Genomic DNA, 25,097 nt, shown 5'->3' on the forward strand with positions numbered 1-25,097 from the left:
GAGCTCTCCTTCACAGGGGTGGGTGTGCCTGCCCGGTGGTGTGCAGACGGTGAACCTTGGTGGCCGCGGCATCGCTGCCGACTCCCGCGGCGATCAGTGCCGCGGTGGCGGCCCGGGTGCCGTCGTCGGCCCAGCTCCCGGCATTGACGCCGTCCAGGAGCGCGAGCAGCAGCGCTTCGAGGGCTCGGCCGAGCGGAGCGGGCGGAACGCGGGTGTGGAAGATGCCCTGTTGCTGACCGAGGGCGAGGATCGCGGTGACTGCGGCGCGGGCGGGGGAGAGGACCTCGTCGACCCGGTCGGGGCCGAGGTCCTGGCGGGCGAGGCCGATCAGGACGCGGTAGCGGTCGCCGACCGGCCACAGCGTCAGGACGAAGCGGGCCAGGGCGGTCGCGGCGTCGGCGCCCGGAGCGCCGGTGGCGGCGACGGCGCCGCGTATGGCCTCTGCGGCGTCCGCGGTGATGCCCTCGACCAGCGCGGACCGGGCGGCGAAGTGGACGTAGACCGTGCGACGTGCGACCCCGGCCGCCTCGGCGATGTCGGCGAGGGTGCTGTCGGGGCTGCGGGCCAGCTCGTGCAGGGCCGCTTCCAGGATGCGGGTGCGGGTGGAGCGTGCCCCAGGACGTCGGGGCGCGGGCGGGGCGGATCGGCCGGTCACATCGGTACCTCGGTCGGAAGCGGGATGGCTGGGGGAGGGGCCTCTGAAATATTTGCACACGGGTGGGCAATAAACTACTCTGCACATTGATGGGCAATTAACTCGTCCCGCTAGGAGCCTCCATGCCCTTCCTTGCCAACACGCCCGTCGAGAAGATGACCGGCCCGTACGGACGCCGCTGGTGGGCCCTGCTGGTCCTGTGTCTCAGCCTGCTGATCGTCGTCATGGCCAACACGTCGCTGATCGTGGCCGCGCCCGACATGACCAAGGACCTCGGCCTGAGCAGCAGCGACCTGCAGTGGGTCATCGACGGCTACACCGTCCCGTACGCCGCGCTGATGCTGGTCCTGGGCTCGATCGGCGACAAGTACAGCCGCCGCGGCGCGCTCGTCACGGGCCTGGTGATCTTCGCCGGTGGGTCGGTGATGGGCAGTCAGGTAGATCGGACAGGCCTCGTCATCGCGGCCCGCGCGATCATGGGCGTCGGCGCCGCCGTGGTCATGCCGGCCACGCTGTCACTGCTCGTCGCGATCTTCCCCAGGCACGAGCGCGCCAAGGCCATCACAGCCTGGACCGCCACCTCGGGCCTCGCCATCGCCGTCGGCCCCCTGGTCGCCGGATACCTGTTGGGGGACCACGCCTGGGGCTCGACCTTCCTGATCAACGTGCCCATCGCGGTCGTCGCCGTCATCGGTGCCCTGGCGCTGGTCCCGCCCTCAAAGGCGGGGCAGATGGGCCGGATCGACTACGTCGGCGGTCTGCTCTCCATCGTCTCGGTCGGCAGCCTGGTCTACGCGACCATCGAGGGCCCGCACTTCGGCTGGGGCGCCGGTCCGGTCACCGCGGCCGTGGTCGCCGGCGTCGGCCTGCTGGCCTTCGTCGCCTGGGAGCTGCGCCACCCGCACCCCATGCTGGACGTCCGCAAGTTCCGGCTGCGCCCCTTCAGCGGCTCCATGCTCGCGGTGCTGTTCTTCTTCTTCGGCACCTTCGGCGCGATCTACTACGCCACCCAGTTCCTGCAGTTCGTCCTCGGCTACGACGCCCTGGAGACCGGCATACGGCTGCTGCCGCTGGCCGGTGCCGTCTTTCTCGGCGCCGCGATCACGGGCCGTCTGACCCCGAAGCTGGGCATGAAGCCGATGGTGACGGCCGGCATGGTGATCGGCACCGTGGGCGTCTTCCTGCTCACGCAGGTCGACAAGAGCTCCACGTACACCGACTTCCTGCCGACGATGCTGCTGCTCGGCTTCGCGATCGGACTGAGCGTCTCCCCGGCCACCGACACCATCATGGGCTCCTTCCCGGAGAGCGAGCTGGGCGTCGGCGGCGGCGCCAACGACACCGCGCTGGAACTCGGCGGCTCCCTGGGCATCGCGATCCTCGGGTCGCTGCTCGGCGCCGCCTACCGCGACAAGCTGACCGGCCTGATCGGCGGCCATCTCCCGGCCGCCGCGCTGGACACGGCCAAGGACTCGGTGGGCGGCGGCCTGGCGGTCGCCGAGCAGGTCGCGAAGAACCCCACCGGCGGGTCGCAGCAGGCGCAGGCCCTGGTCGACGCCGTGCACGAGTCCTTCGCCCACGGTGTCGCACAGACCAGCCTGGTCGGCGGGATCATCATGGCCGCCGGGACGATGATCGTCCTCGCGGTGCTGCCCGGCCGCCGGAGCGCGGGCAGGCACCGGACGGAAGAGCCGGTGCCGGCAGAGGAGCGGGAGCTCACCGACTCCCTGTAAAGAGCCCTGCCCGGCCCCTCAGTCGAGGTCGGGCAGCGGGCGCCGGACGACCTCGCGGGCGTCGTCCGGCGGCACACCCAGCATGCGCAGCACCATCTCGACGAGGTTCGCCGCGGCCTCGTCACCGTCCAGGTCGGGTCGGGCGAATCGCAGCTCCACCAGCGCCAGCAGGGATCCGCCCAGCGCGGACAGGGCGATGGTGGGGTCGACGGGCGCGAAGCGGCCGGAGGCGACGCCGACCTCCAGGTCGCGCAGCGCGCGAGGGGCAAGCCCCTGCTCGGAGTGCAGATAGCCGAGCCCGCGGTGGCGCAGGACCTGCATCAGCTCGGGGTGCGACTCCGCCATCCGCGCACTGAGCCGGAAACCGGCCGCGACGAGCTCCGCCGGATCGTCGATGTCCCGCAGGCGCTCGTCGAAGGTCCGGCCGAACTCCTCCAGCGCATCGACCACCGCCGCGTCGAACAGCTCCGTCTTCGACTCGAAGTGGTTGTAGAAGGACCCGAAGCCGACGTCCGCGCGCTCCGCGATCGCCTGGATGCTCGCGCTGGTGTCGCCCGTCTCGGCGAGGATCTGCCGGGCGGCACGGACCAGCGCCTGCCGGGTCTCGGCTCGGCGTCGCTCGAATCGGTTGCTGGGCGGGGCTGAGGTCGGCATGCGGCGAGTCTAGCCGCGGCCACCAGGGTGATCACAGTTCTGATGAATCCATCATTTCTTCTGGCCCAAACCCTTGACCAGGAGTACATCAAACTTGATGATTTCATCATTACGGCAATGTTGCTTGGAGGACACCATGTCCCGCACAGCCCATCAGGATCTCCACAGCGAGCAGGGCGCCCTGCGCGGCGAACACTCCGGCCGCTCCCGGAACCCCGTCATCAAGGTGATGGACCTGGCCTGGCTGGAGTTCGAGAAGCCCGACCTGGACTGCGCCGAGGTCTTCGCCCGCGACTTCGGCTTCCAGATCGCGGCCCGCACCGAGCGCGAGCTGTGGTTGCGCGGCACCTTCGCCGGCCCGCCCTGCATGGTGATCCGGCGCGGGAGCATCTCCCGCTTCATCGGCCCCGCCTTCCGCGCCGCCGAGCGGGGCGACCTGGACCGGCTGGCCCGGGCGACGGGGGCGGAGGTGCGGGACGCGGACGTTCCAGGCGGCGGCAAGTCCGCGCACCTCCTCGACCCCTCAGGCTTCCCGGTCCGGGTCGTCCACTGCGCCGGGCAGCTGCCCGAACTGCCCGGACAGCAGCCGCTGCTCCTCAACTTCGGCACGGATCACCGCCGTGTCAACGCCACGCAGCGTGCGCCCCGCGAGCCGTCCCGCATCCAGCGCCTGGGCCATCTCGTGCTGGAGACAAGGGTGTTCGCACGCGCCCTGGACTGGTACCTGGACACCCTCGGCATGATCGTGTCCGACGTCCTCTTCCTCGACGGACAGCGCGGCCGCGGCCCGACCATGGCGTTCATCCGCTGTGACCAGGGAAGCCGGGCGGTGGACCACCACACCCTGGCCATACACCTGGGCCCGGGCAACGGCTACGTCCACTCCGCCTACCAGGTCACCGACCTCGACTCGATCGCCGCCGGCGGCGAATACCTCAAGGAGCTTGGCTACAAGCGCAGTTGGGGCATCGGACGGCACATCCTGGGCAGCCAGCTCTTCGACTACTGGCGCGACCCCGACCACTTCATGCTGGAGCACTTCGCCGACGGCGACCTGTTCTCCTGCGACGTCGACCCCGGCTGGGCGCCCATGTCGACCAGCGGGCTCGCCCAGTGGGGCCCGCCGACCACCCGCGACTTCCTCGGCGCCCGTCCCTCCCCGCAACGCGTCCGCGACGTCGTCCAGGCCCTGCGCGGCGACAACGAAATGGACCTCGCGCGCCTGCTGGGCCTGCTGAAGGCCGCGAACTCCTGACCCCCTCCTCACGAAGGCGATGACATGAGTATCAACGTCCTGCGCACCGCCGACGGCTGGTGGGTGAGCCGCGGCGACCGCGCCGTCCCGGTCGACACCAAGGCCCTCACCACCGCCGACCTGCTCGCCGACCGTGCCTCCGTACGCGAGGCCGCCGCCTCGGAGGCGCCCGGCACACCCGTCGCCGACCTGGTGACGCTCTCCCCGGTCACCACCCCCTGCCGGGTGGTCGCCCAGATGGTCAACTACCGCAGCCACGCCCGCGTTTCGGTTTCACCGGCGACATCCCGCCCGCCTTCTTCCGCAAGGCCTCCGGCTCGGTGAGCGGACCGGGCGAGGCCATCGTCCGCCCGCCGCATGTGAAGTTCCTCGACTACGAGGTCGAACTCGGCCTCGTCATCGGCGCACCCCTGCCCGTGGGCACCGTGGTCGAGGAGCGGGACCTGCCCGCCTACGTCGCCGGGCTCGTCCTCAGCAACGACGTCAGCGCCCGCGACATACAGCTGACCAGGACCCAGTTCTACGAGAGCAAGTCCTACCCCACCTTCGACGAGACCGGGTCCGAGCGCGAGGTGACCGGGGACGCGCTGCGGGCCCAAGTCGCCTCCGTCGCCGCCACCTTGCGCGAGCTGGGCGTCGGGACGGGGGACCGGGTCGTCGGCTGTCTGCCCAACACCCCGCATGCCGTCGCCGCCTTCCTCGCCGCCGCGAGCCTCGGTGCCGTCTGGTCGGTGTGCGGCCAGGACTATGCGCCCCAGGCTGCCGCGGACCGCTTCGCCCAGCTCGAACCCACCGTGCTGGTCGCGGCCGACGGCTACCGCTTCAACGGCACCACGCACGACCGCCGCCCGAGACCGATCCGGCGGTACTGCCGTGGCGGCGCAGGTAGCACTCAGCGCCGCAGACCGCTGCGGGCCGGCTCCGGGCGGTGGACGCCTCGCGGGCGGTAGCCGAGCTCGTCGGAGCGGCCCAGCAGGTCGGCCAGGTACCAGATGATGGCCAGCCACATCTCGGTGCCCTGGAGGCCGGGCTGCGGGCCGGGTCCCCCAGGGCCGAAGCCGAAGCCCTTGCCGTCCTGCCAGCGGGGCAGGGCGGCGGCCAGCTGCCGCTCCGCCCAGGCCCGTATGTCGGCCGTACGGTAGCCGCCGCCGGCCGCGCCGTTGCCGAGCTGCCGGGTGCACAGCCACAAGGGGTGGGCGACGTCCAGCACATTGCAGGCGTTCTCCCGGCCCCCGCCGAAGTGGCGGGGGTCGCGGGCGTGGTCCAGGACGGCGTCCACGACCCGTTCCGGATGCGGCACCGGCAGCCCGAACTGGGCGAACGAGCCGCGGGTCAGCCGGTAGTAGCCGTTGACGACCTGCAGCCGCCCGTCCTCGGGCGACGGGTCGCCCCACATGCCGGTCCACGGATCGGCCCGGGACAGCAGCCAGCCGAACAGTGCCTCCACCGCGCCGCCGTGCTGCCCGCCGTTCCGCAGGTTCCAGTGCGCGGCGGTGGCCCAGGCGTCGATCCACGCACCTGCCTCCCACGCACCGTCGTGCCACGGCAGCCCCTCCAGGCGTACGAGAAGTTGACGAGCCGTCATTTCCCGCACACCGCGCACGGGATGAGGGAAGGAGGCGCCCAGCAGGTCGAGGGCGTACCCGGCGGAGAGGACGTGGTAGAGCGCGGCCCCCTCGCCGATGAAACCGTCGCCGTCCGCGGACGGCAGCGGCTCGCCCCACTCCGGCACCAGTCCCGTGTCCGGGTCCTGGAGCGCCGCCAGCCGCCGTACGTGCTCGTCGCCGGCCAGCTGCCCCGGTGCCGAACCCAGCAACAGGTCGGCGATCTCCACGGCATCGCAGTGCGCCCGCACGGTGGGCGCCGCACCGGGGCGGTCGACGTACCGCTCACCGTCCCAGCAGCGCGCGAGGAGGTCGCCGGCCTGCGCGCGGGCGGTGTCCGCGAACCGCGCCAGAGCGCTTCGGGGAGTCGGGGTGACGGGGGTGTCCCGCCGGTCGCGCAAGGGCCGCGCCGGGTTCCCGGCCGCCACCGTCCAGGCCGGCAGATCCTTGGTGACCACCGCTCCGGCGCCGATCACACAGTGGTCGCCGATCGTCACCCCGTCCACCACGATCACGTGCGAACCGATCCACACGTCGTCCCCGACCCTGATTCCTTCGCTGGTGTGGGGCTGTCGGAAGACCGGACGGTCGGGGGCGAAGGAGTGGTTGAAGCCGAGCAGCGAGGTATGGGCGCCGATCCGCACGCCGTCGCCGAGCACGACCGTGCCGCGCACCGTGGTGAACGGGTTCAGCGTGCAGTCCGTCCCCGTCGTCAACTCCCCGGTGACATACGCCTGCGCCGCGATGTACGAGTCGTCGCCCAGCCGCAGCAGATCCGGGAAGACCGCCGCGGACTCGGCGACGTAGCACCGTTCGCCGATGTGGCTGTCCCCGCCGATCGACTGCTGCCGCTTCCGCTGGACGCGCAGCTGCTCCTCGGTCGCCTCCTGGGCGAACAGCCACGGACAGTGGTCGAAATGCCGTACGGACGGCTCCTGTTGGTGATCCATACCCGCACGCTAGGCAGCAGGGAGCCCGCACGGAAAGGCACGCGAGTGGGCGTGATGGTGACCAGGGCCGCGCGCCGGTCCGCGGGGCGGGGGGAAGGACGTACCTCCAAGTCATGGACCGGCGAACGGACTTGAGGACCGGCTGCGGATGAAGCGGTGCGCGGAGTGGTTCGGTGAACGCGGCCGTCGAGTGCGGGGATCTTGATGGCATAGGTTGGCCGCATGAAGCAGGGGGACCAGCCCGCGACGCCGACCACGTCGCCGGGCGAAGGAACACGAGGGCGGCATGCCGCCCGGCGGAGGACAGCGGCGACGGGCGGACCGGCCCGGTCATCGGTGCTGATGGCGGTGGCCACCGTCGTGTCCCGCGCCACGGGGCTGATACGGCAGGTGCTGCAGGCGGCGGCACTGGGCATGGGCCAGCTGGCCGGCACGTACAACACCGCGAACACGGTGCCGACCAGCCTGTACACACTGCTGATCGGCGGCGCCCTGAACGCCGTACTGGTGCCCCAGTTGGTACGGGCCCGCGCCACCCATCCGGACGGCGGCCGGGCCTACGAGCAGCGCCTGGTGACCCTCGTGGTGTGCGTGCTCGGCGCGGGCACCGCGCTCGCGGTGTGGGCCACACCGCAGATCGTCGGCGTCTACATCCAGGACACCCCCGACGGGCACCAGGCCTTCCAACTCACAGTGACCTTCGGGCGGTTCCTGCTGCCGCAGATCTTCTTCTACGGCCTGTTCGGCATCTACGGCCAAGTCCTCAACGCCCGCGAGAGGTTCGGCGCGATGATGTGGACCCCGGTCCTCAACAACGTCGTCCTGATCGGCATGTTCGGCGCCTACCTCGGCCTGATGACCGTCCCGGGGCGGGTCCAGGACATCACAGCGACCCAGGTGCGGTACCTGGGCATCGGGACCACCGCCGGCATCGCCGTACAGGCCCTGGCGCTGATCCCGTTCGCGCGGGCCGCCGGATTCCGCTTCCGCCCCCGGTTCGACTGGCGCGGCACCGGCCTGGGCGCCGGTGTCCACGCGGCGAAGTGGACGCTGCTGTTCGTCCTGGCCAACCAGGTCTCCCTGGCGGTGATCACCAACTACGCCAACTCCGCCGACGCGCAACGGCCGAAGGCCGGCGTGGGCTACTCCGCCTACACATACGCGCAGACCATCTGGATGCTGCCCCAGTCGATCGTGACGGTGTCCCTGGTGACCGCGCTGCTGCCGCGGATGAGCAGGGCCGCCGCCGAGGGGCGTGTCGCGGACCTGCGTGCCGACCTGTCGCGGGCGCTGCGCGTCAGCGGCGTCGTCGTCGTGCCCGCAGCCTTCCTCTTCCTCGCGCTGGGCCCCCAGATCGCCACGCTGATGTTCGCCCACGGAGCGTCGAGCTCCACCATCGCGCAGCCGGGCGGGCACATGCTGCAGGCGTTCGCTCTCGGCCTGATCCCGTTCTCCGCGCAGTACCTGCTGCTGCGCGGCTTCTACGCCTTCGAGGACACCCGCACCCCGTTCTTCATGGCCGTGTGGATCTCCGCGGTGAACATCGCCCTGGCCACCGCCTGCCATGTCCTGCTGCCCGCCCGCCGGTCCGTGACCGGCATGGCCGGCGCCTACGCCCTCTCCTACCTCGTCGGCCTCGCGCTCACGGCACGGCTGCTGCGCCGTAGAACCGGCGGCCGCCTGGACGACGGCGCCCTGCGCCGCACCTACCTCAAACTGCTGAGCGCCGCCGCCCTCGCCGCGGCCGCCGGCTGGGGTGCCGCACACGCCTGCACGGCCTTCCTGGGCAGCGGCACCTGGGCCACCGCCGACGCCCTCGCCGCGGGAACCCTCGCCCTGGCTCTGGCGTTTCTCGCCCTGGCCCGGCTCCTGAAGATCACAGAGCTGCGCAGCCTGCCCGGACTGCGCTGACGCCCGAGCCGGGGCTCCGAGCGATGGCCGATGGCCGGTTTATCGCTTGCGCTGCGGGCTACGCGGGCGACAGCACAACCTCGCCGAGGACCTGGGAGCTGCCATGACCCGGAAGATACGCGACGTGATGTCACCCGGCGCGGCCGCCGTCGAGCCCATGACCACGGTGGCGCGCGCGGCCCGCCTGATGCGGGAGCAGGACGTCGGCGACGTACTGGTGGCCTACGACTGCGACCTGTTCGGTGTGCTCACCGACCGGGACATCGTGGTCCGGGCGCTCGCCGCGGGCCGCGACCCGGCCGACACGACCGTCGGCTCGGTGTGCACGCCACCGCCCGTGGTGACCCTGACGCCGGACGACACGACCGACCGCGCCCTCGATCTGATGCGCAAGTACGCCGTCCGCCGCCTCCCGGTCGTCGAGCACGGCGGCTGCCCGGTGGGCATCGTCAGCATCGGTGACCTCGCCGGCGCCGAGGACCCGCACGCGGCCCTGACGGACATCAGCAGGGCGGCCCCGAACCGCTGAGGGCCCCGAATCCCTCAATTCCTACTCCTCGCCGAACCGCAAGGAGTACGTGCGCCCCTCGACGCCCCACTCGCCCACCGGCGGCCTTTGCCCGGCGTCGATGGCCCGGATGCTCGGCCGGCCGATGTGGGCGTAGACCAGCCGCCGTACCCCATGGCGTACGGACTGTTCGGCGACGCGCTACACGGTTGCACGGCCGCCGACGCCACCGCGGAACCGGATCGGGCGGTCCCAGGCGGCCGCCTCGGCGAACATCAGGTCCGCGCCCGCGGCCCAGGCCGGGAACTCCCAGAACTCCGGCGCCCACACGACCACCCGCCCGCCCGTCTCGATGCGGTAGCCGTGGGCGGGATGCGAGGTGTGCGCCACCGGCAGGCACCGCAGCCGTATCCCGCCCAGTTGCAGGTCACCGGCCCGGATCCGGACGCCGCGGGCGATCGCGCCGCGGCGCAGTGCCGAGCGCAGTTCCGCCTGCTCGTCGGTGACCAGCCAGGCATCCAGCGGCCTTGGCGGTGGATCGGCGCCGGGACCGCCGTCGAAGACGACGCGATGGCCACAGCAGCGCAGCAGCAGCCCGGCGGGTGCGAAACGGGGCGAGTTCATCGCGCCCACGCCCAGCAGCGTCAGCCGCAGCCATCGGGTCACGAGCCCGCCCGGGTTCGGTGCGTCAGCGTGAGAGAGCCGTCGCGATCCAGGGTCACGTGCACGGCGTCGCTGATGCGGTTCAGGGTGGCCCCCAGCCAACTGCGGTCCGCGTCCGATGCGGGCTCCAGCCGCATGCGGCGGGCCTGCAGGGGCACCATGCGCAGGCCGGTCAGGCGCCCGGTGTCCGCCGCGACCGTGACGAGGTAGGCGATCCGCAGGTCGTCGCGGAACTCCTCGTAGCCGCCGATGCCCTCGTAGTCGTCGACGAAGTCACCGCAGCCGTACAGGATCAGCCGGTCGCGGTACACCTCGACCGGGCGAGGGTGGTGCGAGGAGTGACCGTGGACCACGTCGACGCCGCCGTCCACCAGTGCGCGGGCGAAGCGGACATGTTCCCGGGGCACCCGGTACCCCCAGTTCGAGCCCCAGTGCACGGACACGACCACGACGTCGCCCGCACGCTTTTCCTCCCGCACCCGCCGGACCACCTCCGCGGCCGCGGCCGCCGACACCTCGGGCAGGCAGGCGACCCCGGAGAGGGCGGAGGCGGCCGCCCAGCCCGGCGGAATGCCGCTGGAGGATGCCCCGAGGGCGAACACCAGCACGCGGCCCCCGCCCGGGACCGGCACCGCGACGGGCGCGTACGCCTCCTCGGCGCTGCGTCCCGCTCCCGCCGTCCGCAGGCCCGCGCGGGCGAGCGCGTCCAGTGTCTCCGCCAGGCCCTCGCGGCCGAAGTCCAGCACATGATTGTTGGCGAGGACGCAGACGTCCGGGGCGGCCACGGTGAGGGCGGGCAGGTTGGCCGGGTGCATGCGGTAGTGGATCAGCTTGTCGGGTGCGAAGGCGTCGCTGCACGTCACGGACGTCTCCAGATTCACGATCCGGACGTCCGGGGCGGCCTGTTCCAGCAGGCGGAGCGCCTCGCCCCACGGCCAGGACGGGGCGACAGGGGCAGGGATCGGACCGCTCACCGACTCCGCCAGCCGGACATAGGAGCGGGCGTCCTCGACGTACCCCTCCCGCAGTTCCGGGCTGCCGGGATGCGCCAGGATCTGGTCGACGCCGCGCCCGAGCATCACATCGCCGCACAGGAACAGCGTCGCGCCGCCGCCCATGCCTCCACGGTAGTGGCGGCCGCACGGCCGGGGCGAGCGTGAGCCCGGGCACTTCGGGTAGGTGCAACGACGACCAGGGAACGCACCGCACCGCGGGAGAATCCCATGAGTGTCACCCTCGTTCACCAACGCCCCAAGTTCGCTCCGGCGCTCCTCACCGAGCCGCCGCCGTCCGGCTACCTCCATATCGCCGCCGCGGTGGAACCTCCGGGCGGGATCGGCAGGCCCGGGCACAGCCGCGACAAGACCCACCTGCTCGATCTGCTGCGGGCCGAGGCGGAGGACCTGGCCAGCCTGGGCGAGGTGAAACGAGCGAGCGTGTACCGGGCCGCCGCCGTGGCGCCGACCGTCGGCCTGCACCCGTCGGACACCGTGCACCCGGCCCGCTACGACGTGGTCGTCCTCGTGGAGACCAGGACACCGCAGGACATCGACCAGGTGCAGGACAGCGCTGCCTACCGTCACCTGCGCGGGCGGCTGGCGCAGGCCGCCGGCGACGTCCATGTGATGGCGGCCCGCTGCGGCAAGTGCTTCGCGGATGTGGGCCGCAGCCAGGAAGGCCTGTTCCAGTTCAGCTACTTCGTCGGTGACGACCCCGAGCTCACCGCGGAACTCTGGGAGCACCTCGCGGGCTGGTATGCCGCCGAAACCGGTCTCGACAACTCGCTGTTGCTGCAGCCGCTCGACGGCACGACCTCCGACTACTGCTTCGTCGGCCACGCCCACTGGAACCTGAGCCTGGCCGCCGTCGCCCTGCGCCAGTTCACCAAACCGAGTTTCTACCGCTTCCTGCAGCCCACCCTGAAGGAGAACCGCACGACCGTGATGCCGGTGCTGTATCACCTGGTGCGGCTGCGGGACCGGTGAGGCGCCTCAGGCCCGCTCGTCCGGTCCCATCATGTCGTCGAGACGGGTCGTCTCACCGGCGTGGCGCGTGCGCATCCTGCGGTGGCGGCGATGCGTCGGACGATGGGAGGCCCCGCTCACCGCGGTGGCCAGCGCCAAGCAGAAGATGAGCGCCAGTGCGAGGCCGGAGCTGAAGACGGCCAGTGTGTTCATGGTGGCGATCTGGTGATCGAGCACCGAGACGGTGTATTCGGGGCCCCCGGACAGGTTGCCGGCGATCGCCAGGGCGGTGAAGGCGCCTGTCGCCCCGAGGAGAAGCAGTCCGATGAGCAGCATCCGAGTCATCTCCTCGAAAGAGGTACTTCACCGGTACGGGTACCCGTCACCCAGCAGGCCATACGACGCCCTGCCGGGCCGGCCACGAGGAAGAAGATGATGGCGATGATCTCCCAGCTGATCTCGGTTCCCGCCGGCGGCGTGGCGCTCCCGGGCGATCTGGTCCTGCCCGACTCGGCCCGGGCGGTCGTGGTGTTCGCGCACGGCAGCGGCAGCTCCCGGCACAGCCCCCGCAACCGGGCGGTCGCCGCGGAACTGCGCACCGCCGGACTGGGCACCGCACTGATGGACCTGCTCACCGAGGAGGAGGACCGCCGGGACGCATCGACGGCGGAGTACCGCTTCGACATCCCCCTTCTGGGCCGCCGCGTGGTCGCCGTGGTCGACTGGCTGGAAACACAGCCGGACACCGGGAAGCTGCCGGTCGTCCTGTTCGGTGCCAGCACCGGGGCGGCAGCGGCGCTGGTGGCCGCCGCCGAGCGGCCACGGCGGACCCTGACCGTCGTGTCGCGGGGCGGGCGCCCCGACCTGGCCGCCGATGTGCTGCCCGGCGTGCGGGCCCCGGTGCTCCTGATCGTCGGCGGCCGGGACCCGGAAGTGCTGCGGCTGAACCAGGCGGCCGCCCGGCAGCTGAGCGGCCCGCACTCGCTGCGCATCGTGCCCGGCGCCACGCACCTGTTCGAGGAGCCCGGAGCGCTGGAGCAGGTCGCCGAGATGGTGCGCAACTGGTGCGACGACCGTCTCAGGACCGCGGGTGAGGCCACAGCGGAGCAGTGACGGGCGCGGCGGCGCGCGGGAACGGAGGGACGGCCGGGGCGCGTGCTTCGACCGGCGCGTGCGGGGTACGCGGGGAACCGGACCGAGGGGGGCGTTCGCGCGCGGGAAGGAGTGGCGACCGCGATGCAGTTCCATGACCGCACACAGGCCGGGCGGGAACTGGCCGAGCGGCTGCGGATCCAGCAGGAGAAGGGTGTCCTGCCGCACCCGGTCGTCCTGGCGCTCCCACGCGGCGGCGTCGCTGTGGCCCGGGAGGTGGCGCAGGCGCTGGATGCCCCGCTCGACGTACTGGTCGTACGGAAGATAGGCGCCCCCTTCCAGGAGGAGCTCGGTGTCGGCGCGATCGTCGGCGACGAGGATCCCCTCTTCGACGAGGACGCCCTCGTACAACTGGGCCTGACCGAGACCATGCTGGCCCCCGTGGTGGAACGCGAACGCAAGGAGCTCCACCGCCGCGAACGCCTCTACCGGCAGGGCCGTCCCGCCCCCGATCTGACGGGCCGCACCGCCGTCGTCGTCGACGACGGGCTCGCCACCGGATCGACGGCCCGCGCCGCACTGCGCTACGTACGGCGTCAGGGCCCCGAGCGGGTCGTGCTGGCCGTGCCGGTCGGCTCGCCGCACGCGGCGGACGAGATGCGCGCCGAGGCCGACGAGGTGCTCTGTCTGCAGCGGCCGACGTCCTTCATGGCCGTGGGCCTGTGCTACGAGAGGTTCGAGCAGCTGACTGACGAGGACGTGCTGAGGGCCCTGCACACGGCGGCCGGCTGAACCCGCTTCCTGCAGCGGGACCGGCGCTGCACCGACGCAAAGGCCGGCCCGACACCAATGGCGTCGGGCCGGCCTTCTTCCGTTCGCAGACGAATGTGCCGGTCAGTCCGTGCCGGACTCCATCGCGGCGCGGTCCAGCAGCGCGTCCTCCTCCGAGACCTCGCCACGGGAGGCGATGGCCTCCGCGCCGCCCTCCGGCAGCTCCGGCATGGTGCCGATCAGGCCGGTCGCGGCCGCCTGGGAGGCGCCGATGGTGGGGCTGCCGGTGCCGATCAGGCCGAGGCCGACGTACTGCTCCAGCTTGGCGCGCGAGTCGGCGATGTCCAGGTTGCGCATGGTGAGCTGGCCGATCCGGTCCACCGGGCCGAACGCCGAGTCCTCGGTGCGCTCCATCGACAGCTTGTCCGGGTGGTAGCTGAACGCCGGGCCCGTGGTGTCGAGGACCGAGTAGTCCTCACCACGGCGCAGCCGCAGCGTCACCTCGCCGGTGACGGCGGCGCCGACCCAGCGCTGCAGCGACTCGCGGATCATCAGCGCCTGCGGGTCCAGCCAGCGGCCCTCGTACATGAGGCGGCCGAGGCGACGGCCCTCGTTGTGGTACTGGGCGAGGGTGTCCTCGTTGTGGATCGCGTTGACCAGGCGCTCGTAGGCGGCGTGCAGCAGGGCCATGCCGGGCGCCTCGTAGATGCCGCGGCTCTTGGCCTCGATGATCCGGTTCTCGATCTGGTCGGACATGCCCAGGCCGTGGCGGCCGCCGATGGCGTTGGCCTCCATGACCAGGTCGACGGGGCAGGCGAACTCCTTGCCGTTGATCGTCACCGGGCGGCCCTGGTCGAAGCCGATCGTCACGTCCTCGGTGACGATCTCCACCTCGGGGTCCCAGAACCGCACGCCCATGATCGGCTCGACGGTCTCCACGCCCGTGTCCAGGTGCTCCAGGGTCTTGGCCTCGTGGGTGGCGCCCCAGATGTTGGCGTCGGTGGAGTACGCCTTCTCGGTGCTGTCCCGGTACGGCAGGCCGTGGGCGACCAGCCACTCCGACATCTCCTTGCGGCCGCCGAGCTCGGTCACGAAGTTGGCGTCGAGCCAGGGCTTGTAGATCCGCAGGTGCGGGTTGGCGAGCAGGCCGTAGCGGTAGAACCGCTCGATGTCGTTGCCCTTGAAGGTCGAGCCGTCGCCCCAGATCTGGACGTTGTCCTCGAGCATCGCCCGCACCAGGAGGGTGCCGGTGACGGCCCGGCCCAGCGGGGTGGTGTTGAAGTAGGCACGCCCGCCCGAGCGGATGTGGAACGCTCCGCAGGTCAGCGCGGCCAGGCCCTCCTCGACCAGCGCCGCACGGCAGTCGACGAGACGCGCGATCTCGGCACCGTACGTCTTCGCACGGCCGGGCACCGAGGCGATGTCGGGCTCGTCGTACTGACCGATGTCGGCGGTGTAGGTGCACGGGACGGCACCCTTGTCGCGCATCCACGCGACCGCGACGGAGGTGTCGAGGCCGCCCGAGAAGGCGATGCCGACGCGCTCGCCGGCGGGCAGGGAGGTGAGGACCTTGGACATAGGAAGAGTATGCATGATCTCGCATGATCATGCAAAGCCTTGCCCGAAGGGTGCTGATGCACTGCCCCTGGGCTCCGGGTTCCTGCCGGTTCCTGCCCCCGGCAAGCCGCCGCTCAGGCACCATGATCGTGTGACATACGCGGTGACTGTGGACGTGGACCTCCCCAAGGGTGCCCCGGAGCTCGACGTTCTTCAGCGGGAAGGCGTCGGCTTCATGCTGCGCAAGGGGCTCGATTCGATCGCGGCGATCGAGGGACCCGACGGAATGGAAGTCGACCTGGTGGACGACGTCATCGCCGTCCATCCCACCGGGGTCCTGCTGAAGCTCTTCGTCGACGCACCGGCACTGGAGTTCGCCGAGGACGCCGCCCGTGAGGTCGTCGCAGAGCTGCTGGAGCGCAGCGAACCCCTGTCCGACTGGGAGATCACCCGCTGCGGGGTGGAGCTGCACCCCGACCTGCTGCAGGAGAGCCTCGACGCGGCCGACGGCCCGGACGCACCGCCCGCGGACCCCGCCGAACGCGCACGCCGGCACGCGGCGGCCGAGCCCGCCACCGGGTCCGGCCGTCTCGACCGCGACGAGGTCGACGCCATGCGCCGCACACTCCGTGCTCTCGCCCCGACGCTGCGAGCCTTCCCGCTCGAGGCCTTCGGCCACCGCGAGGACGAGGAGGAGCGGATCGTCAGCCGTGAGGCGGCGGAGGTCGCGGCCGGTGCCGTCGTGTACGCCATCGACCTGCTGGTCGACGAACTCTTCACGGACCTGGCCGGTCTGGAGGAGGACGGGCCCACCGTCGCGGAGACCGAAGCGCCGTTCATGGTCCTCGACGATCTGCCCCCGCAGTTCGCTCTGCAGTACACGGTCCTGTTCGTCCGCCGCCTGACCGTCACCGCCGTGACCATGACCGGCCGCCTCACCCAGCCGCACTTCGGCCGGCCCAGCTGCGTGGCCGAGGAACTGCTGCTGAAGTTCCTGCTCGCCCAGGCCGAGGTGACGGCCGACCTCTACGAGCTGCTGAGCGACGAGGTCGAAACCGCCCTGCAGGTCTTCGCCGACGGCGTGTTCGAGGACACGGACCACGAGTGGCTGTACGCCCCGACCGCGGACGGTGTCGCCAAGGGCGCCGTGCAGGACTGGTTCATCCCCTTCGGAGACGAGCGGTACGTCCATCCCTATGCAGCCAACGACGACGGCGATGACGACGAGGAGCCCCTGGACTGACCAGTCCTGGACCGGCACCGGCCGGCTCGCGGCGGTCCTACGCTGGTGTCCGTGCACATCGGCCTCCCCTCCGACGGCGACAGTGACGGCGCCTACAGCGACGGGCCCGGCGCGGCTGCGGCCAGGATCACCGGGCGTACCGTGCGCGGCGCGCGACGACTGTCCGCGTCCCTCGCCGAAGTCGGCCTCGACAGCGGGCAGTCGGTGATGGTCAAGCGCAGTGACGATCCGGGCGCGATGCAGGCCGAGGCGGCGGGGCTGCGCTGGCTGGCCGACGCCGGCACGGTCCGCGTTCCGGACGTGCAGGGGCACGACCGGCGCTGGCTGGTGACCGACGTCGTGGAGCAGGGCCCGCCGACCGCCCGGGCGGCGGTGCAGTTCGGGCGTGGGCTGGCCGCCCTGCATGCCGCGGGCGCCCCCGCGTTCGGCGCGGCACCGCCCGGCGGTCCCGTGGACGCGTACATCGGGCTCGCCCCGATGCGGAACGTCCCCGGTACCGACTGGCCCCGCTGGTACGCGGAGCATCGCGTGCTGCCCTACCTGCGCGAGGCCGTCGAGCGGGGCACGATCCGCCCAGCCGAGACGGCCCTGATCGAGCGCGTCTGCGAGCGGCTGCCCGAACTGGCAGGGCCCGCCGAGCCGCCCGCCCGGCTGCACGGCGACCTGTGGAACGGCAACGTGCTGTGGGGAGCCGACGGGCACGCCTGGCTGATCGACCCGGCCGCACACGGCGGCCACCGGGAGACCGACCTGGCGATGCTGCAACTGTTCGGCTGCCCGCACCTGGAGCACGTACTCGACGGCTACCAGCAGGCGGCCCCGTTGGCCGACGGGTGGCCGGAGCGGGTGGGGCTGCATCAGCTCTTCCCGCTGCTGGTGCATGCCGTGCTGTTCGGCCGCGGATACGCCGAACGGGCCCTCGCGGCAGCAGGAAGGGCCCTCGCGTGACGAGACGCGAGGTCCCTCGTGCGAAGTGAGCGGCGAGGAAAGCGAAGAGACTGGCATCAGAAGGTGTTTTGAGAAGGAAGTCCCGTTCAGGGCCTCGCCTGCGGCCCACCCCAACAGTCGGTCGGGGATCAGGTCGCGCAGATTTTCCGGGTGAAGCCCGACCCCGCCCCCCCCGCTTCACATCCCCCGCGACTTATGGCTTTTCCGTGTGGAAGCGGCTCGGAGATCTTTCGCGCAACGCGCCTGACGTGCACAGTCAGGAGCCGCCATCAAGGCGAGTGCCGCGCGCTTGGAGGACCGCTGATGGGAGCCCACGAACACCCGCAGCCGCAGGACGCCGATCCCGCTCCGGGCGGCATCGGGCGCAGACGCTTCCTGGGATACGTCCTGGCCGCCTCGACGCTGACCGTCGCCGCCGAGCTCGGCGAGGCCGTCCTCGCGCCCAGCCGGGCCGCCGCGGTCGTCCCCTCCGCGCCCGGACCGGCCGAGATCTACGACCTCAACGACATGCTCACCCATGCCACCCTGCCCACCGCGAACCTGATCACCATCCGGGTCGACACCGACGGCACCGCCTCCTTCGCCCTGCCCCGGGCCGAGGTCGGGCAGGGCATCACCACCTCCAGCGCGATGCTCGTCGCCGAGGAACTGGACCTGCCGCTGGACAAGGTCCGCGTCACCCTCGCCGAGGCCCGCCCCGAGCTTCTGTTCAACCAGCTCACTGGCGGATCCAACACCACCATCTCCACCTTCACCCCGATCCGGGTGGCCGCCGCAGTCGCCCGCGGCCGGCTCCTCGAGGCCGCAGCCCTCGAACTGGGCGAGGCCGTCGGCACCCTCGCCGCGAAGCTCGGCGTCATCACCTCCTCCGTGAGCGGCAAGAGCCTCACTTACGGTGAACTCGCCGAGAAGGCAGCGGCAGTGACGACCAGTCAGGTGCCGGTCACGCTGAAGAAGTCGTCCGAGTTCAAGGTCATCGGGACCGCGCAGCGACGCGTTGACGCGCTGGAGGCGGTCACCGGGCGCAAGAAGTTCGCGATGGACCTGCACGTGCCGGGCGCCCTGCCGGCCATGGTGTGCCGTCCGCCCACGATCAACGGCACGGTCCGCTCGGTCGACAACCTCGACGAGGTGCGGGCCATGCCCGGCATCACCGACGTCGTACGGATCTCCACCGGCGTCGCCGTCCGCGGCCGCACCTTCGGGCAGTGCATCGACGCCGTGCGTGCCCTGAAGGTCACCTGGGGCCCCGGCACCGTGGACGACGCCTCCGACGACACCATCCGCGCCGAACTGCGCAAGGCCGAACTCCCGCTGCCCGCCCTCGACCTGCTGACCAAAGCGGTCGACGCCCGTTTCACCTTCCACTTCGCGAGCAACAGCGCCCTGGAGACCAACTGCGCCGTCGCCGACGTACGCGAGGACTCGGCCGAGATCTGGGCCAGCCTGAAGTCCCCGATCACGGCCCAGGAACAGATCGCGCTCAGCCTGGGACTGCCCACGAGCGCCGTCAAGGTGCATGTCACCGAGGGCGGCGGCTCCTTCGGACGCAAGCTCTTCCACGACGGCGCCGCCGAGGCCGCCGAGATCTCCCAGGCGACGGGCAAACCGGTCCGGCTGATGTGGCACCGCACCGACGACTTCCGCCAGGGCCGCACCCACCCCATGTCCACCTCACGGGTGCGCGCCACCTATGCGCTGGGCCAGGTGCTCACCTACGACCAGCGCCACACCTCCGTGGCCACCGACTTCGGCCACGGCGTCGGCGAGATCATCACCTCCGAAGCCGCACAACTGCCCGTCGGTGACCTCACCTTCTCAGAGACGATCTTCACGCTCACCCAGCAGACCCCGTACAACTTCGGCGTCGTCACCCAGCTCCTCAGCGAGACCGACAAGGGCTTCCACACCGGCTCCATGCGCAACATCTACTCGCCCAACGTGCGCTGCGCGCAGGAGCTGATCGTGGACGAGCTGGCGAAGCGGATGGGCAAGGACCCCTATCAGTTCCGCCGTACGTTCCTGAAGGACGAGCGGGCCCGGGCCGTCCTCGACAAGGCCGCAGAGGTGGGCGGTTGGGGACGCAGCATGCCGGCCGGCACGGCCCAGGGCATCGCCCTGCACCCCGAGTACCACGCCTACGTCGCCGTCCTCGCCGAGATCGACTGCCGCCCGCAGACCACCGGCCGCAAGGTCCCCGACGCCTACACCGGACCACGGGTCACCAAGGTCGTCTGCGCGGTCGACGCCGGGCTCGCCGTCAACCCGCGCGGCCTCCAGGCCCAGATGATGGGCGGCATCATGGACGGCATCGCGATCACCCTCAGCTCCGGACTGCACCTGGCGGGCGGGCACTTCCTGGAAGGCAGTTGGGACAACTACTTCTACACCCGCCAGTGGAACACCCCACCGGAACTGGAGATCGTCGTCATGCCGCCGACCACCGGCAAGCCCGGCGGCGCGGGCGAGCTGGCCGTTGCGGGCGCGATGGCGGCCGTGGCCTGCGCGTACGGGCGTGCGACCGGCACCATGCCGACCACGTTCCCGATCAACCACGACGGCCCCCTCGGCTTCGAGCCGCTGCCCACCACCCCGCCGATCCCGGCGTCCCCCACCGACGGCCTGAGCCGCGCCTACTAGGAGCCCAGGAGGTTCTTCGTGCCCGAACACACCTTCATCCTCAACGGCAAACCGGTGACCGTGGACATCGAGGACGACGTACGGCTGCTGTGGGTGCTGCGGGACGTCCTCGGCGTCACCGGACCGAAGTACGGGTGCGGGCTCGGCGTGTGCCAGGCCTGTACGAGCCACATCAACGGCAAGGCGTTCAACCCGTGCAGCGTCCCGGTGAAGGACCTCACCCCGACCGACGAGGTGACGACCATCGAAGGTCTGCCCGCCACCGTCGGCAGAGAACTCCACCCGATGCAGGAGGCCTGGCTGGAGTACGACGTCGCACAGTGCGGCTACTGCCAGCCCGGCCAGATCATGACCGCGGTCGCCAAGGTCCGCCAGGCCCGCGAGGAGGGCCGCGACATCAGCGAGGCCGACCTCGACGAGATCCGCAACGTCTGCCGGTGCGGTACGTATCACCGGATCCGTGAGGCGATAGTGGCGGGGGCGAAGAAGTACTGACGCTGAGCGCTCCGCAGGATGTGCCGCGACGGGTGGTCGATCGTCCGCGGCGCCGTCGTGGCTGGTCGCGCCGCGCGGCGGAGCCGCACATCGATACAGCCCCGCGCCCCTTCAGGGCGCGGCCTGAAGCAGGTGGTCTCGGACCAGGGCGACGTGCGGGTTGGCGGAGGCGCCCGGGCGCTGGACGAGGAAGGCGGTGTTGATGGGCGGGTCGTCCGGGTCGTGCAGCAACACCAGGGCGCCCGAGGCCAGTTCGGCCGTGCACAGGTAGCGGGGAAGGACCGTGAATCCCGTACCGCCGACGACCGCCGCCTTGACCGCATTGAGGTCGGGCATGGTGACCGCCGGCTGACAGACGAGACGTCTGCCGAAGACATGACGCCAGTAGCGGCGCACGATCGGCAGGTCCTCGGCGTAGGCGACCAGGGGCACGCCGTGGAGGGCGGCGGGCCCGGCGGCGGCGATCCCGCCCGGCCCGCCGATGCGTTCGGCCCACGCGGGGGCGGCGACCAGCACGAACTCCTCGTCCGCGAGGGGCACGGCGGCCAGGGCCCGGCCGCGTGGCCGGAACGTCGCGACCACCAGGTCGTGGCGGCCCGCCCGCAGGTCGTCCAGGAGCGGCTCGGTCAGTCCGGGGGTGATGCGCAGCCGCACGCCTCGGTCCACCAGCGGCGCCAGGCCAGGCATGACGGAACGGGTGAGGAACTCGTGCGGACCCGCCAGGTGCACCGGCTCCGGCGGCTGGTCGTCGGTCGGCCCGCCCCGACCCGTGAGCGTGGCGAGGGAATCCAGCGGCTGCACGATCCGGGAGGCGAGCTCGTCCGCGTACGGTGCGGGGGAGACCCCGCGGGCCTGGCGCTGGAAGAGTTCCCGGTCCAGTTGCCGCTCCAGTGCGCGCACCTGCGTCGTGACCGTGGGCTGCGACAGCCCGAGCAGACGCGCCGCGGCCGTGAAGGAGCCGGTGCGGTAGACGGCGAGGAAGGTGCGCAGCAGATTCAGATCGAGCGCCGCCGAGCTGCCGACCTGCGCTCTCCCCTCCCGGCCATTGGTCTCCCTATTCCTCATATCGATGAGCCTATTGGATTCCAATGGCAGGCGGAACTTACGGTGGGATCACCACCACGCTGACGACCCCTCGGAGACAGAGCATGTCGAAGATCCTTTTCGTGATGACCGGCGTCGACTACTGGACGCTGGCCGACGGCACCCGCCACCCCACCGGCTTCTGGGCGGAGGAGGCCGTCGCCCCCTATGAGGCGTTCAAGGCCGCCGGTCACGAGATCGTCGTCGCCACCCCGGGCGGTGTCGTGCCGACCGTGGACAAGGGCAGCCTCGCCGCCGAGTACAACGGCGGGCAGGAGAACGCCGACCGCGTCGCCGGCGTGCTCGCCGCGGCCACCGAGCTGCAGCACCCCATCAGCCTGCAGGACGTGAACCTCGACGAGTACGCAGCCGTGTACTACCCCGGCGGCCACGGCCCGATGGAGGACCTCGCCGTCGACGCCGACTCCGGCAAGCTGCTCACCCTCGCCCTGGAGTCCGGCAAGCCGCTCGGCGTCGTCTGCCACGGCCCCGCCGCGCTGCTGGCGGCCGAACACGACGGCGTCAACGCCTTCGCCGGGTACCGGGTGGCCGCGTTCACCAACGACGAGGAGACCCAGTCCGGCTTCGCCGACAAGGCCAAGTGGCTGCTGCAGGACCGGCTGACCGAGGCCGGGGTGCAGGTCCAGGTCGGTGAGCCGTGGGCGCCGCACATCATCGTCGACCGCAACCTCGTCACCGGCCAGAACCCGGCCTCCTCCGCCCCGCTCGCCGCGGAGCTGATCAAGACGCTGGGCTGAAAGCAGGGCACATGACCCCCGGGACTCCGGGTAGCCGCCCGTCGGACCACTGGCGGGCACAGTGCCGTGCCCGCTGTTCGACCCGGTGATTGGAACAACCGTGACCGACTACTCTCCCGACGGCTCCGACCCCGCCGTACATCTGGCCCTGCGTGCCGTGGTCGGGGGCGACGCGGACGAGACCGAGCTGGACACCCTGGCCGCCAGCGAGATACTGGTGCCGACCGGTGCCGCTGCCGCGCAGGAGCAGGATCCCGCGGAGGTGACCCTGCCCGTCTACGCGCAGGAGGACGGCACCGAACTGGTGCCTGTGTTCACCACCGAAGCACGCATGCAGCGGGCGCTTCCACAGGTCACCCAGCACCGCCGGATGGCGCTGGGCACCCTCGCCCACCGCTGGCCGTCCGAGAAGCTGGCGCTGGTCATCGACGCCGGTACACCGGAGGAAGTGGCGCTGACGGCTGAGGGGGTCAGGCAACTGCTCGACCGCGGCGCCGCCTGACGTGACACTTCGCCGTCAACGGCCCCATCAACGTCGAGGAACTGGGCTGGAATCCGCAGAATCCCCCTGCTGACTGGGCCCGCGTACGCGATCGTTGGCAGATCGCGCATGCCGTACGGACGGCGGCGATCGTCCTCGCGCTCTGCTGCCTCACCGCAGCGACGGCCGAACGACGTCCGACATCCGCTGTCCGGTCTGACCAAGACTGAGCGACCCGGACTGAGCGTGGGCGTTCCCGCAGCTACGGGAGCGCCCACACTCACGTCACCGGGACGTCAGCTTCCACAGGTGGTCGGCCGTGCCGTTGTCGTCCCACTGCAGGACCTGCGCCCCGGACGACGTACTCATGTTGTTCACGCCCAGCAGCAGCCCGCTGTTGTAGTTGGCGATCTTGTAGTAGCCGTCGCCGGACGGGATGAGCTGCCAGAGGTGGTCGGCGGTCCCGTTGTCACCCCAGATCAGGGCCTTGCCGCCGTCCGACGTGCTCATGGAGTCGATGCCCAGCAGCAGCCCGCTCGCCTTGTTGGCGATCTTGTAGAGGCCGGAGCCCGCGGCCGTCAGCGTCCACGACTGGCTGCTGCCCGTGCTCGACGTCGCCTGGACGACCGAGGTGCCCTGCGCGGTTCCTGCACCCGAGGTGTCGAGGGCGAGAGCGCTGTTCCTGTTGGTGATCTGGTACGTCCCGGCCAGCGAGGTCGAGGCGCCGCTCGGAGTGATCACCAGGTGGTAGCCGTCGTTCGCGTTCGTGGTCACGGGGACGGTGATCTGGCCGTTGCTGACGGTGTAGTCGGCGTCCGAGACGGTGATCGGGCCGGACACGGCCGTCGTGCGGCCCTTGGAGGGCGTGTACTCCAGCCTCGCGTGCACCTTGCTGCCGAACGCCGACAGCGAGCCGAGCCCCTTGACCGTGACCGCGCTCGAACCGGCCCCGCCGCCGAAGATGACGCTCACCTGGTTGCCGGCGCTGTTGAGCGAGGCCGCGCCGTCGAGGCCCGTCTGCGCCGGGGGAGTGGTGACCAGCATGTTCCCGGACATGTCGCCGTACCACTTGTAGAGCCAGTACGCGCCGTTCGGCGAGGCACCGGTGTCGGTGAGGGTGTCGCCGAGGGTGCCGTAGTGGTTCCAGAAGGCCATCTCGGCGTCATGCACGCCGGCCCGCTCGAACTTGGCCGCGTAGCTGACCAGCGGTCCGGGCACACCGACCTCGCCGGGGGTGCCGTACTCCTCGATGGAGATCGGCCGCGGGCTGATCCCGAGGCTGCTCTCCAGCGCGCGGTACGCGGAGACATGCGCGGCGATGTCCTTGCTGCCCTGGAGCTCGTGCCAGGCGATGATGTCCGGCACGGTGCCGGAGGCTTTGGCGTCGGTGAGGAACGTGCTCATCCAGGACTGGTTCCACGCCGAGTAACTCGGGCCCTGGATAGGCGTCTTGGTGTCCTTGGACCGCACTTCCCTGTAAGTGCGCGCCCACCCCGCGTCGAACGCGCCCGCGTTGGTGGTGTCCCACGTCCAGTCGGGCTCGTTCCACAGCTCGTACGCGGCGATGTTGGTGGCGCCCGACGACTGCACGGACGCGACCTGCTTGTCCACGGCGGACAGCCAGTCGCTCCAACTCACCCACTTGTACGGGAAGTTCGGATACCAGTCCGGCATGCGTACGACCACCTTGGCGCCCGCCCGCGCCGCCTTGGACGCCACGACGAGCGCGTCGCCCGCCGGCTTCGGCTCACCGTTGGGCAGCTGGGAGCCGCCCGGCGCCATCTGGACGAAGGTGTTCGGCTTGAGCGCGGTGACGAGGCTGTCGGCCGGGGTGCTCGCGTCGGCGAGACCGTAGAGACTGCCGGTCGCCACATGGGTGACGGACCGCAGGGTCTGGTCGGCGTCGACGACCAGGGTGGTCGACGCGGTGGGGGCAGCCTGGGCCGGGGTGGCCACGGCGAGCGCGGCAGCGGTGAGAGCGCCGGCGCCGAGGACGGCTGTCAGGCGTAGGGGGACGGGGGGTCTTGTGCGGCTCATGACAGGTTCTCCTCACGGAGAGGGGACGGGGGGTAAGCAGGCCGGACGATTCCGGCCTGCGGTTCGGCAGCGCCCCTTCAGGGGCGCGGGGCTGT

Annotated in this window: 22 protein-coding genes and 2 pseudogenes; 15 read left to right on the top strand and 9 right to left on the bottom strand. The window is 71.3% G+C overall.

Annotation, left to right across the window (positions count from 1 at the left end):
• Positions 1 to 10: 10 nt before the first annotated feature.
• Positions 11 to 655 (bottom strand): TetR/AcrR family transcriptional regulator, encoded by a 645-nt coding sequence (locus tag EDD92_RS43020; protein WP_260327164.1) that lies wholly within the window; start codon positions 653 to 655, stop codon positions 11 to 13.
• Between the two features lie 122 nt (positions 656 to 777).
• Between EDD92_RS43020 and EDD92_RS43025 the strand changes: the two genes are divergently transcribed.
• Positions 778 to 2,388 (top strand): MFS transporter, encoded by a 1,611-nt coding sequence (locus tag EDD92_RS43025; RefSeq protein ID WP_123969289.1) that lies wholly within the window; start codon positions 778 to 780, stop codon positions 2,386 to 2,388.
• Positions 2,389 to 2,406: 18 nt separating this feature from the next.
• Here the strand turns inward: EDD92_RS43025 and EDD92_RS43030 are convergent, their stop codons facing one another.
• A complete protein-coding gene (locus EDD92_RS43030; protein ID WP_123969290.1) occupies positions 2,407 to 3,042 on the bottom strand; it encodes a TetR/AcrR family transcriptional regulator in 636 nt (211 codons plus the stop codon).
• 136 nt (positions 3,043 to 3,178) lie between these two features.
• Between EDD92_RS43030 and EDD92_RS43035 the strand changes: the two genes are divergently transcribed.
• The 3 genes and pseudogenes from EDD92_RS43035 to EDD92_RS52585 all read left to right on the top strand — a co-directional run.
• A complete protein-coding gene (locus EDD92_RS43035) occupies positions 3,179 to 4,297 on the top strand; it encodes a VOC family protein (RefSeq protein WP_123969291.1) in 1,119 nt (372 codons plus the stop codon).
• Between the two features lie 24 nt (positions 4,298 to 4,321).
• Positions 4,322 to 4,857: pseudogene (locus tag EDD92_RS43040) on the top strand (fumarylacetoacetate hydrolase family protein); the annotation flags it as partial.
• Positions 4,846 to 5,145, top strand: a pseudogene (locus EDD92_RS52585) (AMP-binding protein); the annotation flags it as partial. The pseudogenes EDD92_RS43040 and EDD92_RS52585, both read left to right, overlap by 12 nt.
• A 44-nt stretch (positions 5,146 to 5,189) precedes the next feature.
• Here EDD92_RS52585 and EDD92_RS43045 read toward each other — a convergent pair.
• The gene (locus EDD92_RS43045) at positions 5,190 to 6,851 is read right to left on the bottom strand and encodes a DapH/DapD/GlmU-related protein (RefSeq protein WP_123969292.1); all 1,662 of its coding nucleotides are present in this window, start codon (positions 6,849 to 6,851) and stop codon (positions 5,190 to 5,192) included.
• Positions 6,852 to 7,073: 222 nt separating this feature from the next.
• Between EDD92_RS43045 and murJ the strand changes: the two genes are divergently transcribed.
• Both murJ and EDD92_RS43055 read left to right on the top strand, forming a co-directional pair.
• A complete protein-coding gene (murJ, locus tag EDD92_RS43050) occupies positions 7,074 to 8,762 on the top strand; it encodes a murein biosynthesis integral membrane protein MurJ (RefSeq protein ID WP_123969293.1) in 1,689 nt (562 codons plus the stop codon).
• A gap of 103 nt (positions 8,763 to 8,865) precedes the next feature.
• On the top strand, positions 8,866 to 9,291 hold the full coding sequence (locus tag EDD92_RS43055) for a CBS domain-containing protein (protein WP_123969294.1): 426 nt from the start codon (positions 8,866 to 8,868) through the stop codon (positions 9,289 to 9,291).
• 180 nt (positions 9,292 to 9,471) lie between these two features.
• Here EDD92_RS43055 and EDD92_RS43060 read toward each other — a convergent pair whose 3' ends face one another.
• Together EDD92_RS43060 and EDD92_RS43065 are read right to left on the bottom strand one after the other, a co-directional pair.
• The gene (locus EDD92_RS43060) at positions 9,472 to 9,936 is read right to left on the bottom strand and encodes a hypothetical protein (RefSeq protein WP_123969295.1); all 465 of its coding nucleotides are present in this window, start codon (positions 9,934 to 9,936) and stop codon (positions 9,472 to 9,474) included.
• Positions 9,933 to 11,051, bottom strand: a complete 1,119-nt coding sequence (locus tag EDD92_RS43065; RefSeq protein WP_123969296.1) for a CapA family protein — start codon at positions 11,049 to 11,051, stop codon at positions 9,933 to 9,935. Before EDD92_RS43065 ends, EDD92_RS43060 begins: the two co-directional genes overlap by 4 nt.
• Positions 11,052 to 11,156: 105 nt before the next feature.
• Between EDD92_RS43065 and EDD92_RS43070 the strand changes: the two genes are divergently transcribed.
• Positions 11,157 to 11,918, top strand: coding sequence for a hypothetical protein (locus EDD92_RS43070; RefSeq protein WP_123969297.1), 762 nt, complete (start codon positions 11,157 to 11,159; stop codon positions 11,916 to 11,918).
• A gap of 6 nt (positions 11,919 to 11,924) precedes the next feature.
• Here EDD92_RS43070 and EDD92_RS43075 read toward each other — a convergent pair whose 3' ends face one another.
• The gene (locus EDD92_RS43075) at positions 11,925 to 12,233 is read right to left on the bottom strand and encodes a hypothetical protein (RefSeq protein WP_123969298.1); all 309 of its coding nucleotides are present in this window, start codon (positions 12,231 to 12,233) and stop codon (positions 11,925 to 11,927) included.
• A gap of 105 nt (positions 12,234 to 12,338) precedes the next feature.
• On the opposite strand from EDD92_RS43075, the gene EDD92_RS43080 reads away from it, so the two are divergent.
• Positions 12,339 to 13,010, top strand: coding sequence for a dienelactone hydrolase family protein (locus EDD92_RS43080; protein WP_123969299.1), 672 nt, complete (start codon positions 12,339 to 12,341; stop codon positions 13,008 to 13,010).
• Positions 13,011 to 13,133: 123 nt separating this feature from the next.
• On the top strand, positions 13,134 to 13,781 hold the full coding sequence (locus EDD92_RS43085) for a phosphoribosyltransferase (RefSeq protein ID WP_123969300.1): 648 nt from the start codon (positions 13,134 to 13,136) through the stop codon (positions 13,779 to 13,781).
• A 102-nt stretch (positions 13,782 to 13,883) separates the two neighbouring features.
• Here EDD92_RS43085 and argG read toward each other — a convergent pair whose 3' ends face one another.
• Positions 13,884 to 15,338: an argininosuccinate synthase gene (gene argG, locus EDD92_RS43090; RefSeq protein WP_030937256.1), complete on the bottom strand. Its 1,455-nt coding sequence runs from the start codon at positions 15,336 to 15,338 to the stop codon at positions 13,884 to 13,886.
• Between the two features lie 130 nt (positions 15,339 to 15,468).
• Between argG and EDD92_RS43095 the strand changes: the two genes are divergently transcribed.
• The 4 genes from EDD92_RS43095 to EDD92_RS43110 all read left to right on the top strand — a co-directional run bounded on the left by EDD92_RS43095 (position 15,469) and on the right by EDD92_RS43110 (position 20,643).
• Positions 15,469 to 16,560 carry a hypothetical protein gene (locus EDD92_RS43095; RefSeq protein ID WP_123969301.1) on the top strand — a complete coding sequence of 364 codons (1,092 nt, stop codon included), beginning with the start codon at positions 15,469 to 15,471 and terminating at the stop codon, positions 16,558 to 16,560.
• Between the two features lie 57 nt (positions 16,561 to 16,617).
• Positions 16,618 to 17,508 carry a fructosamine kinase family protein gene (locus tag EDD92_RS43100; protein WP_123970809.1) on the top strand — a complete coding sequence of 297 codons (891 nt, stop codon included), beginning with the start codon at positions 16,618 to 16,620 and terminating at the stop codon, positions 17,506 to 17,508.
• A 303-nt stretch (positions 17,509 to 17,811) separates the two neighbouring features.
• Entirely contained in the window at positions 17,812 to 20,148 is a 2,337-nt protein-coding gene (locus tag EDD92_RS43105) for a molybdopterin cofactor-binding domain-containing protein (RefSeq protein WP_123969302.1), read from the top strand.
• Between the two features lie 18 nt (positions 20,149 to 20,166).
• On the top strand, positions 20,167 to 20,643 hold the full coding sequence (locus EDD92_RS43110; protein WP_099933195.1) for a (2Fe-2S)-binding protein: 477 nt from the start codon (positions 20,167 to 20,169) through the stop codon (positions 20,641 to 20,643).
• A gap of 111 nt (positions 20,644 to 20,754) precedes the next feature.
• Here EDD92_RS43110 and EDD92_RS43115 read toward each other — a convergent pair whose 3' ends face one another.
• Complete coding sequence (locus EDD92_RS43115) at positions 20,755 to 21,708, bottom strand: LysR family transcriptional regulator (protein ID WP_123969303.1); 954 nt, start codon at positions 21,706 to 21,708, stop codon at positions 20,755 to 20,757.
• An 83-nt stretch (positions 21,709 to 21,791) separates the two neighbouring features.
• Between EDD92_RS43115 and EDD92_RS43120 the strand changes: the two genes are divergently transcribed.
• Both EDD92_RS43120 and EDD92_RS43125 read left to right on the top strand, forming a co-directional pair.
• Complete coding sequence (locus EDD92_RS43120; protein WP_123969304.1) at positions 21,792 to 22,484, top strand: type 1 glutamine amidotransferase domain-containing protein; 693 nt, start codon at positions 21,792 to 21,794, stop codon at positions 22,482 to 22,484.
• 100 nt (positions 22,485 to 22,584) lie between these two features.
• Entirely contained in the window at positions 22,585 to 22,986 is a 402-nt protein-coding gene (locus EDD92_RS43125; protein WP_123969305.1) for an SseB family protein, read from the top strand.
• 264 nt (positions 22,987 to 23,250) lie between these two features.
• Here the strand turns inward: EDD92_RS43125 and EDD92_RS43135 are convergent, their stop codons facing one another.
• Positions 23,251 to 25,002 carry an RICIN domain-containing protein gene (locus EDD92_RS43135; RefSeq protein WP_123969306.1) on the bottom strand — a complete coding sequence of 584 codons (1,752 nt, stop codon included), beginning with the start codon at positions 25,000 to 25,002 and terminating at the stop codon, positions 23,251 to 23,253.
• Positions 25,003 to 25,097 lie beyond the last annotated feature (95 nt).

The organism is Streptomyces sp. TLI_185 (assembly GCF_003814765.1).
Taxonomy (GTDB): domain Bacteria; phylum Actinomycetota; class Actinomycetes; order Streptomycetales; family Streptomycetaceae; genus Streptomyces.

Bases quoted from the DNA above. Each gene is read 5' to 3' on its own strand.
- EDD92_RS43105 (WP_123969302.1), top strand. From the start codon at position 17,812: ATGGGAGCCCACGAACACCCGCAGCCGCAGGACGCCGATCCCGCTCCG.
- murJ (WP_123969293.1), top strand. From the start codon at position 7,074: ATGAAGCAGGGGGACCAGCCCGCGACGCCGACCACGTCGCCGGGCGAA.
- EDD92_RS43065 (WP_123969296.1), bottom strand. From the start codon at position 11,051: ATGGGCGGCGGCGCGACGCTGTTCCTGTGCGGCGATGTGATGCTCGGG.
- argG (WP_030937256.1), bottom strand. From the start codon at position 15,338: ATGTCCAAGGTCCTCACCTCCCTGCCCGCCGGCGAGCGCGTCGGCATC.
- EDD92_RS43030 (WP_123969290.1), bottom strand. From the start codon at position 3,042: ATGCCGACCTCAGCCCCGCCCAGCAACCGATTCGAGCGACGCCGAGCC.
- EDD92_RS43035 (WP_123969291.1), top strand. From the start codon at position 3,179: ATGTCCCGCACAGCCCATCAGGATCTCCACAGCGAGCAGGGCGCCCTG.
- EDD92_RS43135 (WP_123969306.1), bottom strand. From the start codon at position 25,002: ATGAGCCGCACAAGACCCCCCGTCCCCCTACGCCTGACAGCCGTCCTC.
- EDD92_RS43080 (WP_123969299.1), top strand. From the start codon at position 12,339: ATGATCTCCCAGCTGATCTCGGTTCCCGCCGGCGGCGTGGCGCTCCCG.
- EDD92_RS43045 (WP_123969292.1), bottom strand. From the start codon at position 6,851: ATGGATCACCAACAGGAGCCGTCCGTACGGCATTTCGACCACTGTCCG.
- EDD92_RS43055 (WP_123969294.1), top strand. From the start codon at position 8,866: ATGACCCGGAAGATACGCGACGTGATGTCACCCGGCGCGGCCGCCGTC.
- EDD92_RS43115 (WP_123969303.1), bottom strand. From the start codon at position 21,708: ATGAGGAATAGGGAGACCAATGGCCGGGAGGGGAGAGCGCAGGTCGGC.
- EDD92_RS43075 (WP_123969298.1), bottom strand. From the start codon at position 12,233: ATGCTGCTCATCGGACTGCTTCTCCTCGGGGCGACAGGCGCCTTCACC.
- EDD92_RS43070 (WP_123969297.1), top strand. From the start codon at position 11,157: ATGAGTGTCACCCTCGTTCACCAACGCCCCAAGTTCGCTCCGGCGCTC.
- EDD92_RS43025 (WP_123969289.1), top strand. From the start codon at position 778: ATGCCCTTCCTTGCCAACACGCCCGTCGAGAAGATGACCGGCCCGTAC.
- EDD92_RS43120 (WP_123969304.1), top strand. From the start codon at position 21,792: ATGTCGAAGATCCTTTTCGTGATGACCGGCGTCGACTACTGGACGCTG.
- EDD92_RS43085 (WP_123969300.1), top strand. From the start codon at position 13,134: ATGCAGTTCCATGACCGCACACAGGCCGGGCGGGAACTGGCCGAGCGG.